The sequence below is a fragment of the Ensifer canadensis genome, assembly GCF_017488845.2.
In the GTDB taxonomy this organism is placed as follows: domain Bacteria; phylum Pseudomonadota; class Alphaproteobacteria; order Rhizobiales; family Rhizobiaceae; genus Ensifer; species Ensifer canadensis.
In genome coordinates, this window is the sequence record NZ_CP083371.1 from 331,077 (window position 1) to 344,896 (window position 13,820).

Below are 13,820 nucleotides of genomic sequence, written 5' to 3' on the forward strand. Positions count from 1 at the left end.
GGTAACAAAGGCCGCGAGATCACCGAGAAGATGCGCCCCCAACGCAATGCGTCACGGCAGCAGGGATCGTGCCGTCGGCGTCAGCCGCAACACCTCGTTCTGCCGCCACGTTCGCCGCTCCATCTCCGAAACGACCTCCGTGATCCAGGTCTCGGAGTGCGCAAGTTCGGCAAGATGCGTCTCGTAGGCAGCCAGACTGGGGAAAGCGGAGAACCAGACGAAGACGGTCTCCCCTTCGCGCACAGGCAGCCTGGGGAAAGTGTTCGGGCTCTGCTCGGTGACCAATGCTGCCAACACCGTAGCCGAGGTTTGCTCCAGATATGGCCTGACAACGGCTTCAAAGAACACGGCAAACGCGTCGTCCGTGCGTGGTGCGAGATAACAGATCGTCGCAACCACAAGACCGCGCCGTACATCCGCCGCGCCAGAGGCGGCGCGCGTGACGCCCGACCGCGCAAAGCCGGTATCGGGCGATGCGGGCCGCAGGAGCAGAACGTTGTCCGAATTGATCATCGTTCCGTTCGCCTGCTCGCGGTGAGCTGCCCACACCGGGCCCGTATAGAACGAGTTCAATGCCGCTGCGCGGGACGGCATGTCGCGAAAGCCTCGCAGCCATACAAAGCTGTCGGGATCATCAAGGTCGCGGAATTGTCCCATCACGCTCATTCCCTGCGCTTCCTGGGGTTCGATGAACTCGCGATCGAACAGGTCGATCAGCGTCTCCCTGGTGTTCGGCCGAAGCCGATACCGCCGCAGTTCAACGATCGCGTTGGTCGGATCGTCCGTAGCCGTCAGTGGTTCGCTCATTGTGAATACAGTCATGGCCACCTTTCCTCGGAACAGGACAATCGTCCTGTTTTGTAATACAGGACAGTTGTCCTGTTTTGTCAACCTGTTATAACCAGGAGGAAAGGAAGGACCCATGTCGGAACGACCTACCTCGTCGCATAGACGCATGAACGATCCCGAAGGACTAAGGCAGCGGCTTGTGGATGCTGCCTACGCTGCATTCTCGACCCGCGGCTACCATTCCAGTGCCCTCCACGACTTGAAGCGCGAGGCGGGCGTCACGAGTGGAGCGCTCGCCCATCATTTCCCCACCAAGAAGGCCCTTGGCCTCGCCGTTATTCAGGATCGGGTGGCGGAAGCCGTCGAGTTGACCTGGATCACGCCAGTCAATCTTGCGACGACGACGGCCGACGGTATCCAAGCGGTGTTCGCAGCCATCATTTCCGAACTGGAGCGGAAAGGGGCAGTGTCGGGCTGTCCGTTGAACAATCTCGCTCTTGAACTGTCGCGCGAGGACGAAGATTTCCAGGCCGCGATCGAGGCGATCTTCATGCGTTGGAGGTCAGCCATCGCCGACAAGCTAAGGGGCGACCTCCGGGCGGCCCCCGTTCACGATTTCGATTCTGAGGCCATGGCAACCCTGGTCGTAGCAACCTATTCCGGTGCGATGGCGATGGCGAAAGCATCCCAGTCCGTGGCTCCCCTGAAGATCTGCGCCGCGCAGCTAACGTCGATCATTCGAAATCAGACGTTGCTGGGGCGCGAACCTTAAGGACGAACAGACGATGGTTCTCGCTTCCTTCAGATTTTTAAACAAAAAGAACCCCCTAAGTCCTTGCGGTGTAGGGGGTTCAGCAGAAACGTCACCTAAAATTCCACACGTCAGCTAAGGACCCTCCCGACGGGAGGGCCTTCTTGCTAACGCGCGGTCAACCGATGATCAGCCCTTGTATGTCTGCACTGCGCCCGGGAGCTTGCTCCACGCGGCATACCAGCTGTTGAACAGCTTGAACTGCGCTTCGACATAGCCGCGCTGGCTTTCCGACAGGGCGTCGGTCTCGTTGAAGTGCAGCGTGTATTCCTTGTCACCCTTCAGCACCATCATGTGCTTGAAGTAGAGAACCAGATCCGGGCCTTCGTCGAAGGAGGAAAGCACGGCGAGCGCCTGTTCCAGTTCCAGCGCGCGCAGGCGTGCATCGACGTCGCCTTCGGCGGCTGCCCGCGACAGGTTGCACATGTGGATGACTTCCTTCGGCAGCACGCAGCCGATGCCAGTGATGGCGCCGGTTGCGCCGCAGTTGACGAAGCCGTGGAACACAGCCGTGTCGACGCCGATCATCAGCGAGACGCCATCGTCACGGCTGGTGATGTTCTCGGCCGCATAGCGCATGTCGGCGGCGCCGCCGAATTCCTTGAAGCCGACGAGGTTCGGATGTTCGGCGCGCAGCGCGAAGAACAGGTCGGCGCGGGTGGCAAAGCCGTAGTAGGGGCTGTTGTAAATCACCGCCGGCAGGTCCGGGGCAGCCGAGAGGATGGCCTTGAAGTGGTTCTTCTGGGCGGCAACGACCGAGCCGCGCGAAAGCACGCGGGGGATAACCATCAGGCCCTGGGCGCCGACCTTCTGGGCGTGGGCCGCATGGGCGACGGCAGAAGCGGTATTGACGGCGCCGGTGCCGACGATAACCGGAATGCCGGCCTTGACCAGGCGCTCCACGCCTTCCATGCGCTGCGCGTCGGTCAAAAGCGGCCAGTCACCCATCGAACCGCAGTAGACGACTGCGGACATGCCCTGGGCGATCAGTTCCTTGCCTTTGCGCACCAGCGCATCGAAGTTGGGGCTGCGGTCGTCGTTGCACGGGGTCATCAGCGCAGGAATGACGCCGGAGAAAATCTTGGCCTTCATCTCAAACTCCTCAATTGGTCTGTCGAATGGGCTGAGGCCAACGTCATCACCGACGCCGATCTCAGCCTTCGACGGTGACAATATCCTGTTGTATTTTATTTGTCGACAAGAAATCGACAGAAGATTACAGCGCGATATCCAACCGCTCGTCGCGGGTGAAAAGCCGCTTGATCTGAGTGACGATCTGCTCGGCATGCACCTTGGCCAGCTGGTCGGCCGCTTCGACGTTGCGGGCGGCGATCACGGTGATCATGTCCTCGTGCTCGTCGACGAAGCGTTGCGGCAGCTGGTCACCATAGGACTGGTAATAGAGCCGCAGCATCCGCCGGCCTTCGTCGAGGAGCCGGTTGAAGAGGCCGCTGAAATAGGCGTTGCGGCCGGCCTCGGCGATGGCCGAATGAAAGGCGGCGTTGGTGGCGATCATCGCCAGCGCATCCTGCGCCTGCACCGCGGCTGCGAATTCAGCCTGCCGAGCGCGGATGATCTGCAGATCCTCCGGGCGATGATGCTGCGCCGCGAGCCGGGTGGTGACGCGGTACATCAGCACGAGCGCATCGAAGAACGTGTGCATGTTGAGGAAATCGATGCTTGAAACCATCGTCGACCGGTTCGGCAGCGTATCGATCAGGCCCTCGCCGGCCAGCCGCACCAGCGCTTCGCGGATCGGCGTGCGCGACATCTTGAAGCGTTCGGCGAGTTGGACCTCGTCGATCGGGCTGCCCGGCGGCAGGACCAGATCGAGGATTTCGTCACGCAGAAGGTCGTAGACCATCTTTACGCCGGAGCCGCGCTTGCGTTCGAGTGTGGGGTTGGAATCGGTATCGGTCATCTTTAGAATCCTTTTGTCGACACGATAAATACTTCCCCATGTCCGTGGGATCAACTCTGCATAGGCATTGGTTCGAGATCGCGAGGTTTCCCGAGCGTTGGCGTCGTTCGGTACCGGTCCTCTATTTTCGCGCGACGGATGGGTGAGATTGGCAACTTTGCGCCGGCAGTAAACGCTCGCTTCGCGTTGCGGTTTCAAAACTGGCGGAGGAAATGAAGATGTGCGATATTCGTGCCCAAGACGACTGCCACCCTGCGGCAGTTAGTAAAGCGTGACTAGCTGTTGACGCTTCGATGGCCGGTATGTCTGTCGCCGCCCTATGGCGAATTTTCAGAGCAGCATTCACCCTACCCAACATTTTCCGCTGAGACGGCGCTATGCCGCGCAATTTCACAAGCTCATCGTCCCGAATAAATGAGGAGGAGCACCCCTATGCTGTGAGAAGGGCATCCCCCACTACAGCGCCGCGCGTCGTATTAGACGCGCAAAGGTCGCTGTAACGCTTTGAATTGCTGCATGTTTTTATCCATAGATCGAATAGGATTTAAGAAAACACGCAGTAGGCCAAGTTAAACGGAGGGAATGAATTATGAGTGGCATGAGAAACCTTTATTTTGGTTTGCTGGCTTCCGTATTCGCGACCGCGCTGGCTGCGCCATCAGTTGCGCAGCAGCCGCAGCCAAAACCCAACATTCTTGTCATCATGGGAGATGATGTCGGCTGGTTCAATATCGGTGCCTATCACCGGGGAATAATGTCCGGGAAGACGCCCAGCCTCGACAAGCTGGCGGCAGAGGGCATGATGTTTACGGACTATTATGCCGAGGCAAGTTGCACTGCTGGACGGGCGAGTTTCATTACCGGTGAAATCCCGCTCCGAACGGGCCTGACGACGGTTGGCCAGGCGGGCGCAGACGTAGGAATGCCTGACAAGGCGGCAACCATAGCCGCCGCGCTGAAGACGGAGGGATACGCCACCGGCCAGTTCGGCAAGAACCATCTCGGCGATCTGAACAAGTTTCTGCCGACACTGCATGGGTTCGACGAGTTCTTCGGTTACCTCTATCACCTCGACGCGATGTCAGACCCCTATTGGTATTCGTTTCCGAACGAACAGTCGTACCGAGACAAGGTCGGGCCGCGCAATCTGGTCCACACCTTTGCTACCGATACGGACGACACATCCGAACAGCCGCGTTGGGGCAAGATCGGCAAGCAGAGGATCGTGGACGAGGGTCCCCTAGCGCCGTACCCTGACATGTCCAACGTTCCGAACATGCATGACATCATGCCCAAGGCCAAATACGACATGGGCTCCTTCGATGAAGTCCTGGTCAAGTCGTCGTGCGATTTCATGGACAAGGCAAAGACAGACGGCAAACCGTTCTTTGTCTGGCACAATACGACGCGAATGCACGTCTGGACTTTCCTGTCGCCAAAATACCAAGCGCTGATGAACAGCGACACCAACTATGGCCTCGAAGAAGCTGGCATGGCGCAGCTCGATGACAGCGTCGGCGCTCTCCTGAAATGCGTGCAAGATGCGGGTGAGACCGACAACACCATCGTCATTTTCACGACCGACAACGGCGCGGAGGTGTTTACCTGGCCCGACGGTGGCATGACCCCGTTCAAGGGCACCAAGGGTACGGTAATGGAGGGCGGGTTCCGCGCGCCGGCCATTATCCGTTGGCCGGGCAAGGTTAAGGCGGGAACGGTCGAGAACGGCATATTTTCTGCCTTGGATTGGTTCCCAACGCTGGTCGCGGCGGCGGGCAACAGCGAGATTACTGACCAGTTGCTCAAGGGCGCGAAGCTGGGCGACAAGACCTACAAGAACCACCTTGATGGCTACAACCAACTCGACCTGTTGACGGGCAAAGGACCATCCGCACGGCATGAATTCTTCTACTTCGGCGGCCCTTCTCTGGGGGCAGTTCGCATCGATGACTTCAAGTATCAGTTCTTCCAGCAGCCTCAGGGTTGGCCCGGTGCGAAGGTAACAACGGACATGCCCACCATGGTCAATATCCGTCAGGACCCATTCGAGCGGACGCCGTCGATTGGCAGTCAAAGCCTCAATGACCTCGGTGGGGGCTACATGAACGACTTCTATGCTCGCGAGTTCTGGCGTTTCGTCAGTGTTCAGCAGGAAGTCGGCAAACTTGCGCTCACCGCGATTGACTATCCGCCAATGCAGGATCCGGCCTCCTTCAACCTGGATGCAGTGAAGAAACAGATCGATGCGGCGATCAAGAACAAGCCGGGGAACTAGTCGAACATGTCGAGACGAGGGTTGTTCGATTGACTGCCCTCATTCTCCCGGTCGGCCGAAATCAGCGGTGTGATATTCCAGCGGACATCCGCTGGAAACGACCGCTTTGCACCGGAAGTCGCGGTTGGGGGCGTTGCTCCATAAGACCGGAAAGAAGCGCGGCTGCCTGGGCCGCGCTAGAGGACATCGAGGATGTCGCGGGTCAAAGTGCCGGTATGTTAGCCTGCGAAAAACCCGCGAACGCCGCTGCCGGCAGCGGACCTGCGGTCATCAAGGTAAAATCGAACGGTGCGCGCACGTCCGGACCGAGCACATACTGGCGATGAACGCGCAGGAAGTTGCGCCTGATCCGCCTATAGCGGTCAGGCGACAGCATGTGCTTGACCTTGATATAGGCGATGGACGGCTGCCTTGCCTCAGGATGCCCCGACAGGGCGACGACACGCGTCTTGTAGAAATGGATCGCATCCGTCAGGCAATGGACCTCGAACCAGAAGATTTCCTTGGCGCGGGCAATTGCCCCGACGCGGGCCCGCAGGGCATGGGCCGGCGCCATCAGCGCGCATTGCAGGATCGCGCCGCCAAGTGTTACGAACACCACCCGTTTGCCTTCGATAACATCCGGCCGCCGCTCGATCAGCATGCCGATGACATGCGCGGCGACACTCGAACCCATGCTGTGCGAGCTGATAAGATACTCGTCGGCGTCCTCGCTGAACGCCTCGCAAGCGGCATCCACACAGCTTTCGAGCCAACGGTTGAAATCGGGCCGATCCAGTCGTGCCATGGCCACGGCCATTTCCCAGTCGGCAAACAGGTGCAGCGTATGGAACTGGCCAACGGCATCATGACCTGTCGCAGCAGGAGACCGGCCAGCGGTACGCTCCACAGCAGGTTCCAGCTCGAAAGGCTCAGCCAGTGGGGAATGAATGCAACGACTAGGGCCGCTGCCGTCATCAATCCGGCCAGCAGGAAGGGGAACAGGAAAAATAGGCCAAAGCGCCAGGCATGGCGAAAATAACCCCAAAGCCCACCGTTGAACGTTACGTTCAGCGCACTGGCAAATCCGCCGCCCAGCCGGCGTGTGAATGACTGGCGGCTCAAGGTATCGACGAGCACATCGTGATCGAAAACATGGATACGGCTTGAAGTCCGCCAGTCCGGTCCGGCACAGTCGACGTCGAAATGCGTCGCCGCGCCCGTGCTCACCAAGGGCCCGACATCGGACTTGAAGTCCCATACCTCGGCGCTCTGCCGCGCTGAACGGGCGTAACGCCGGCGGTGCGCCTCCGCGTCGAAGGGCTCAAAGCCCGGAAAATGCAGTACGACCCTCTTTTTCACACGGGACATGGGAGGCTTCTGTGATGATGGTTTCGAGAGTTGCCGCCAAGCGACGCGGCGGCGATCCCGATTGGGTGACCGCTGGGCATCTGGCGACGTAAGGCGAGGAAGGGCAGGAGGCGGAATCAGCTTGAAATTGACCGGCTCCGTATCGATGCGAACTGCGGCGCAATCGTGATCGGTCGAGCGGCCTGCGTCGGGCTCGGTGAAATAAAATGGTACCGGCAAGTGCGATCGGATGGAATGCCACGCCACTCGTCTCTAGGGGCGACATATCTGCCATCGAAACCGCAAAGCAACTTGGCCTTGGCCGCTCAACGGGCTATCGAGGAGCGCGGTTCGATCAATGAGTTTCAGGAGCGTTGGCCCCTAAACGGCGACGAACCTGGATAAGATCATCCGTGGTCGGAGAACCCCGGGTTGCCGTTGAACGCGTTGCCGAGAAGAGTGAACCTATGAACACTAATCCAGACACCGATTTTCCCGAACTCAATGCGATCGAAGCCCGTGTTCTTGGCTGTCTGATCGAGAAGAAGGAAACGACGCCTGACGTCTATCCGTTGACGCTCAACTCCCTCCACTCCGCCGCCAACCAGAAGACGGCGCGCGATCCGGTGATGGCGTTGGAACAGGCCGATGTGCATCGTGCGCTCAATTCGCTCGCCCAGAAGGGATTGGTCCGGCAGGCCTTTGCATCGCGCGTCGAGCGTTATGAACATCAGGCCGCCAACCGCTTTTCGCTGACCTCGCCGCAAATCGTCGTGCTCGGGCTGCTTTTGCTGCGCGGCCCGCAGACAGCCTACGAGCTCTGGTCCCGCAGCGAGCGCATGGCGCGGTTCCAGTCAGTGGAGGATCTCAAGGATAACCTCGATCTGATGATCGGACGTCGGCCTCCGCTGATCGTGCAGCTCAACCGCGGCGCCGGCCAGCGCGAAGACCGGTTTGCGCATCTTTTGTGTGGCGAGGTCGATCAGACGATCACCGCGGCGCCGAGCATGCCGTCCTTCGCCACGTCGGGCCTGTCCGAGCTGGAACAGCGCGTACAGACGCTGGAAGAGACTGTGGCGGTGCTCCAGGCTGAAATTGCCGCGCTCAAGGGTCATTGAACGGCCGCGGGGAAAAGACAACCTTGACGCTTGCGAATTGGAGGCCGGCCGCTGTGGCGACCGGCCTCATGTTTACTTTCCCGCCGACGCCGCAGCCGTCCTTGCGGTCTCCGCTTCGCCAATGGCGGCAGCGCATTCCTCGCAGCAGACTTCTACCGTCTTGCCGCCGAGCTTGACCTTGATGCTGTTCTGATCGAGTTCGCAGTCGCAGGCCGCGCAGGTTTTCTGGCTCATCGTCTTCGTCTCCTCTTGGTCGTGATTTCGACCATTGGAGAAGACCATCTGCATGGCAGCGCCGCTGTCAGATTCTTTAGCGATCGATGCGACCGTTGGCAGGTGGCAAGGCGGCACGTCAGCTTCGATTGGGCACACAAGCTGCGGCCGCGCGCGTCTTCCGTATCCTTGCCGGCGCAGCTATGTTTGGGGAAGGGCATGTTTTCTGCCCGCCCTGGGGGTGCTGAAACAGTGCGGCAGTTTCCCAAGCGCCCGTGTCGCGCGGCGAAAAATAGCCCCATAAAAGTTGATTGATTTTCGGCTGCAAGATCGCCAGAGTAGCGAGGTAGAGCACAGCTCGTCCGCTTCAAGTCAAAAATGAGCAAAGCCGCGAACGAGGCAGTATTTCGGTGTTCCGAAACTATATTGATTGACATTTGCAAGACGAAAACAAAAACAAAAAATGGGCCCCGGCATGTACAGCCAGGGCCAATTTTTTATGCGTTGCACCGACAAAGACCGATGACACCGCTAAAACGCAATCACGAAAAGTTGACTGTCCGCCGTATGGGTTCACGCCCCTCGATCACGCGGCGAACCTGCCTGCGATCGCGACGCAGCACATCGAGGCAATCATTGCCGAACCATTCCAGCGATGCGTCGTGCTGTCCGTCGCCCGCGATCTCCAGGAGAAAGCCGGTATAATCGACCGTGCCTTCGAGCAACGGCGTCATGCCGTCGCGACGGCCGGCCGCGGCATAGACGTTTGCCGGTTCGAAGACCGAGAGGTCAGACCGGTCGCGGATGTTCTTCAGATGGTAATGGCGGATGTGCGGCATCATCTGGCGATGCACGGCGATTGGATCGTCGCCGCCCTCCCAGACATGGAGCGTATCGAAATTGATCGCGAAGGCGGGTTGGTCGACCTCCTCGATGAGACGCAATGTCGAGGCCGCAGTATCGGCCAGCGTCTTCGGATGTGTCTCCGCCAGCAGTTGAATGCCGTAGCTGGCAGTGATCGCGCATATCTCTCTCAGCCGCTCCACGATGCGCTGCCGCTCTTCGTGGGAGACGGAGAGACTGCCGCAATTGCCGGCGAAGGTACGGATTTTGCGGGATCTCCAGCGGCGGGCGAGCCTGCAGAGCTCGACAGTCTTGTGCCGCAGCGTCTCCTTATCGCCGTCGAGCGGCAGATAGTCGCTGATCATCGGCACATTCAGCCCGAAAGTATCGAGCCAATCGGCATTGCGGTCGGGCTGCTGCGCCAGGTTGCGTGCATGCGCACCCCAGAGCTCGATCCCCTGAAAATCGTTGGATTGCGCCCAGGCGGCGATTTCGCCGAGGGAAATCAGATGATGGCGAAACGTGATCGTGCACAGCGATATGTTCATCGCGCAACCCTTTTCAGCGTGGGCCTCTCCAGCATGGGAATGTCGGCGGCAATGTTCTGTTCACACCAGAGATCGAAGATCTCGGCGAGCTTTCCTTTCAGTTTCGTCTCGATCCGGTCGGCTTCTGCCAGCCGCTCGAACACCGGGGTGGCCAAGGCGCGGTCGCCGGTCTGGCTCAGCTTCATGCAATCGTAGTGCAGCGATTTCAACGCCTGGACGAGCGCCTCGATCTCTTCGCACCAGCCTTCGAACTCGGCGGCCGGCAGCTTTAGGGCTCGCCAGAAGAACGCAAAGCCATGCTCGTAGGCGTATTTGCGGATGGTGATGACGGGCAGTTCGCGCACGGCCTCCGTGAGGTCGGAAAGGTCGATGCCGCCGCGTCCGTCGATATGAGCCGTGACGATCATGCGAACGGTGTCGGCCAGCGGATTGCTGGCTCTGATAAAGCAGCCCTCGAAATAGGCCTTGAGGTCTTCGGCTGCCGGTGGCCGAGCCTCTGCATTGTCGAAGACATAGCCGCCGCCGACGGTCGGCTGCATCACCGCATGGATCACCTTGTCCCGCGCGATCTCGCCTTCCCAACGGTAGTCGGGATCATGCACGAACCACGTATCGGGGTCGGCGGTTTCCTGCAGCATGAGGTAGTGCGGGAAGGGGTTCTGGTTGAACTTGTTCTCGCGCTCCGGCAGGTGGAACATGTCGAGCATGACCATGACGGAGCCGGTATCTGCGCGCCGTTTGACGAGGTCGAGCATCACGGTGAGATTTTCGCTCTTGCTGATGTCAGGGTCGTACCATTCGTAAACGGTGACGCCGTAGAGCCGCTGAAACCAGCTGCGGAAGAATTCATGGCTGATCTCGGGTGCATGATAGAGAAGCTGGAAGCGGTCGCTGAGCCCAAATTTCGCGTCCCAGACACCGAAATAGAACGGTCGGTGGTCCAGGCCCTTTCGCTTCAGCCCGTCGCAGACGCAACTGACGAAGCAGTGCACCTTGATGTCGTAATAGGCCTCGCCATGCACGCCTTCGTCTGTCGTACCGCCGGTTAATGGAAACGATGGGACGAGCGTCTCGATCGACTTCGGCTCATAGAGCGCGGCGAGATCGGCGACCGTCTGGACATCCTGGCGGGCGATCGCCTCTTCCGGAACACTCAGCCCGTATTCCAGCTCCAAATTGAGAAAGATCTGCAGGATCAGGACGGAATCGAGATAGAGGTCCTCGTTGAGGCGAGCGTCGGGGCCGAAGCCGTCGAGATGCGGATGCATCATATGGTCGCTGAGGACCTCGTGGATCGCCTCGAGGATTTCGTTGCTGGTCATGACGCGGCTCCGGCGATCGGTTTGGTGAACTCACCGGCGGCGTGCCGGGCGGCAACCTCGCGGCGGCTGATCTTGCCATTGGCCTGGCGCGGGATGGTGTCGACCTGGCGGATGTCCATCGGCAATTGATGGCTGGCGAGATGCAGACTGCACCATTCGCGGATCGCCTGCGGCGCGATGGTTTGACTGGCACTGAACAGGAGCGCCACGCGCTCCCCGGCAAAGCGGTCGCCCATGCGGAAGGCAACGGCGTCGCCGACTTCGGCCATCGCCATCACCGCATCCTCGACATCCCTCGGATAAACGTTGAGACCGGAGACATTGATCATGTCGTCCATGCGCGACACAAAGACCAGCATGCCGTCATCGCGGCGATAGCCGAGATCGCGGGTGTGGATGGCGATACCGTCGCCCTTCGTCACGACGATTTCACCTGCATTTTCCGCATTGCTGCCGGTCTGCGGCAGAAGATGCGGCAGCACGAACCCCATGTCGCCGGCGGCGGTGACATCCGGATTGATCGCGATGCATCCGGCTTCGGAGCAGCCATATTGCTGGAACATATGCCGGCTCCTGGCCCTGATCTGGGCAAACCAGGGATCCGGCAGCAGCGTGCCCGAAGTCATCGTCGCATGGATCTGCTCGCCCTCGGGCAGCAGCCGGGCAAGCGTGTGCAGGATGGCCGGCGACGAATAGAGCAGCGGCCGCTCGATCTCGCGAAGAACCTTCATGAGATATTTCGGATTGGCGGTGTTGACGATAACCGGCGTCTGGCCGCGCTTGAGCGCCACCAGGATGCCGCAGATCAGGCCATAGGAATGGGTCGTCGGGCAGGCGATGACCGGGGTCATGTCCTCCGGCGCGCGGAAGATGCCAATATAGCTTTCGATCTCGGCGTCGATATCCTCCCAGCTGCGCGCCACGCATTTCGGCGCCTCTGTCGTGCCCGAACTCATCTGCAGCAGCGTGCCAACCGGCAAGGCGTTTGCGGGTCGTTCCAGCACTTCGGCCGTGAGGCTGTTGTAGAACAACCGGTCGCAGCCGGCCCCGATCGCAAGCTTGCGCGCGGCGGCATAGGGCGTGCCCGGATGGATCGGCAACACGCTGGCGCCGGCCTTGCGGATGGCGAAGAATAGCGCCAGCCAGTCGATGGTTTCGGCAAAGCAGACCGCGTAGCGTCCGTCGTCGCGGTCCTTCAGGCCGATCTGCCCGGCCAGGCGTGCGGATGTTTCGTCGAGATAGGCGCGATCATAGAGCCTGTCGTCGATACGGATCATAGCTTTCTCCAATGAAAGAACACAAGGGGCGAAACGCCTTCGATTGGCGGCTTTTCCTTGGGTTCGGTTGGTTATTGATCGGCATTTTCGCCGATCGGCTAAATCTCTTCCTTCCGCGCGACAGGCATCTGCCGTTCGGTTCTTGAACCAGTCTCCAATGCGTGACCCTGATGCCGTGCTGGCTTCGGTCACAGAGTGGCGTTCGGCTCCCGGCTTCCCATTCTCCTTGAGGAGCGCAGCCCAGTCCTGCCGGGCTCGCTAGACGACAATCAGGACAGCCGGGATATCGTCGACGCGCCTTCCGTGGTGCTGGTGCCGCGCGGCTCGTAAGCGCGCTGGTCACGCAGGATCTGGAAGGCGATCGTCAAAAGCTTGCGCGCGATCGCCACACGCGCCTTGTTGGTTCCTCTGATCTTCAGATGCTCGTACTGGTCATGAAGTTGCGCATCGCTGGCGATGGCGGGGGTGACGGCTTCGACGAAAGCCCAGCGCAGCCACTTGTTGCCCTGCTTGATGATCTTGCCGTGAAAGGTCTTGCCGCCGGAGGAATAGGTCGAGGGCACCAGTCCGGCATAGGCGGCGAGCTTCTTCGGATTGCGAAAGCGGGATACATCGTCAATCTCCGCGTCGATCAGCCGGGCGAAGAACTCGCCGATGCCGGGGATCGTCTTCAACAGCTTGACGTTGGCATTGGCCTTGGTCATCGCCCGGATCGTTGCTTCCGACTGCTTGATCCGCACGTCAATGTCGCCGATGAAGGCGAGGCCACGGTCGATCTGGATGCGGTCGATCTCCGAGACGTTGACTTGCGCCAGCTGGACGCGGCCGGCCTTGCCAAACAGATCCCCGAGCTTCTTCAGCTGTGCCGTCTGCTCCGGATAGCGATCAAACACCGTGACAATGCGGTTCTTCGTCATCGTGCGCAGCCGCACGTAAAACATCCGCTCGCGCAGGGCGACGCGCAGGTCTCTTGCTCGTTCGCTGGGCGCCCAGGCCTCCGGCACCAGGTCGGCCCTGAGCAGATGCGCGAGCACCGTCGCATCGATCTTGTCGGTCTTGATCTTGGCGTCGGCAATCGCCTTGACCTTCAAAGGATGGGCGAGAACGACATCATCGCAAATGTCGTCGAGCCAGTCGTACATCACCATCCAGTTGCGCGTCGCCTCGACCACGGCATGCGAGTTCTCGCGGTAGCGTTCCAGAAACCCACCGAGCGACTGGCGATCGTTCTTCACCCGACCCGATCTGAGCGTCTTGCCGCTGCTGTCCTGCACCACCAGATGACTATAGGATTTGTGGTAGTCGACGCCGATATGGTAATCATAAGAGGCAGTCATGCTTCCAACTCCCTTGTTGAGATCTTCGAAACCCCAA

At 59.9% G+C, this 13,820-nt stretch carries 12 protein-coding genes; 3 read left to right on the top strand and 9 right to left on the bottom strand.

From position 1 onward, the window contains the following. Nucleotides 1–51 precede the first annotated feature (51 nt). Nucleotides 52–822: an NIPSNAP family protein gene (locus J3R84_RS21185; protein WP_225906519.1), complete on the bottom strand. Its 771-nt coding sequence runs from the start codon at nucleotides 820–822 to the stop codon at nucleotides 52–54. A gap of 100 nt (nucleotides 823–922) precedes the next feature. On the opposite strand from J3R84_RS21185, the gene J3R84_RS21190 reads away from it, so the two are divergent. Next, nucleotides 923–1,561, top strand: a complete 639-nt coding sequence (locus tag J3R84_RS21190) for a TetR/AcrR family transcriptional regulator (protein WP_203529718.1) — start codon at nucleotides 923–925, stop codon at nucleotides 1,559–1,561. Nucleotides 1,562–1,729: 168 nt separating this feature from the next. On the opposite strand, the gene J3R84_RS21195 is transcribed toward J3R84_RS21190, so the two are convergent. Then, on the bottom strand, nucleotides 1,730–2,692 hold the full coding sequence (locus tag J3R84_RS21195) for a dihydrodipicolinate synthase family protein (RefSeq protein WP_057210031.1): 963 nt from the start codon (nucleotides 2,690–2,692) through the stop codon (nucleotides 1,730–1,732). Nucleotides 2,693–2,816: 124 nt separating this feature from the next. Further along, the gene (locus J3R84_RS21200) at nucleotides 2,817–3,521 is read right to left on the bottom strand and encodes a GntR family transcriptional regulator (protein WP_057210029.1); all 705 of its coding nucleotides are present in this window, start codon (nucleotides 3,519–3,521) and stop codon (nucleotides 2,817–2,819) included. A 589-nt stretch (nucleotides 3,522–4,110) separates the two neighbouring features. On the opposite strand from J3R84_RS21200, the gene J3R84_RS21205 reads away from it, so the two are divergent. Continuing rightward, nucleotides 4,111–5,796: an arylsulfatase gene (locus J3R84_RS21205; protein ID WP_057210027.1), complete on the top strand. Its 1,686-nt coding sequence runs from the start codon at nucleotides 4,111–4,113 to the stop codon at nucleotides 5,794–5,796. 202 nt (nucleotides 5,797–5,998) lie between these two features. Here J3R84_RS21205 and J3R84_RS38790 read toward each other — a convergent pair whose 3' ends face one another. After that, entirely contained in the window at nucleotides 5,999–6,685 is a 687-nt protein-coding gene (locus tag J3R84_RS38790; RefSeq protein ID WP_309239253.1) for a hypothetical protein, read from the bottom strand. A gap of 907 nt (nucleotides 6,686–7,592) precedes the next feature. On the opposite strand from J3R84_RS38790, the gene J3R84_RS21215 reads away from it, so the two are divergent. After that, nucleotides 7,593–8,243, top strand: a complete 651-nt coding sequence (locus tag J3R84_RS21215; protein ID WP_057212906.1) for a YceH family protein — start codon at nucleotides 7,593–7,595, stop codon at nucleotides 8,241–8,243. Between the two features lie 72 nt (nucleotides 8,244–8,315). Here J3R84_RS21215 and J3R84_RS21220 read toward each other — a convergent pair whose 3' ends face one another. The 5 genes from J3R84_RS21220 to J3R84_RS21240 all read right to left on the bottom strand — a co-directional run bounded on the left by J3R84_RS21220 (nucleotide 8,316) and on the right by J3R84_RS21240 (nucleotide 13,783). After that, nucleotides 8,316–8,477, bottom strand: coding sequence for a hypothetical protein (locus J3R84_RS21220; RefSeq protein ID WP_164474997.1), 162 nt, complete (start codon nucleotides 8,475–8,477; stop codon nucleotides 8,316–8,318). A 521-nt stretch (nucleotides 8,478–8,998) separates the two neighbouring features. After that, nucleotides 8,999–9,847, bottom strand: coding sequence for a sugar phosphate isomerase/epimerase family protein (locus J3R84_RS21225; RefSeq protein ID WP_203529716.1), 849 nt, complete (start codon nucleotides 9,845–9,847; stop codon nucleotides 8,999–9,001). After that, nucleotides 9,844–11,169 carry a DUF6005 family protein gene (locus tag J3R84_RS21230; RefSeq protein ID WP_203529714.1) on the bottom strand — a complete coding sequence of 442 codons (1,326 nt, stop codon included), beginning with the start codon at nucleotides 11,167–11,169 and terminating at the stop codon, nucleotides 9,844–9,846. Before J3R84_RS21230 ends, J3R84_RS21225 begins: the two co-directional genes overlap by 4 nt. Continuing rightward, nucleotides 11,166–12,446: an AMP-binding protein gene (locus J3R84_RS21235; RefSeq protein WP_057210018.1), complete on the bottom strand. Its 1,281-nt coding sequence runs from the start codon at nucleotides 12,444–12,446 to the stop codon at nucleotides 11,166–11,168. Before J3R84_RS21235 ends, J3R84_RS21230 begins: the two co-directional genes overlap by 4 nt. A gap of 269 nt (nucleotides 12,447–12,715) precedes the next feature. After that, nucleotides 12,716–13,783 carry an IS110 family RNA-guided transposase gene (locus J3R84_RS21240; protein WP_025428410.1) on the bottom strand — a complete coding sequence of 356 codons (1,068 nt, stop codon included), beginning with the start codon at nucleotides 13,781–13,783 and terminating at the stop codon, nucleotides 12,716–12,718. Nucleotides 13,784–13,820: the final 37 nt, after the last annotated feature.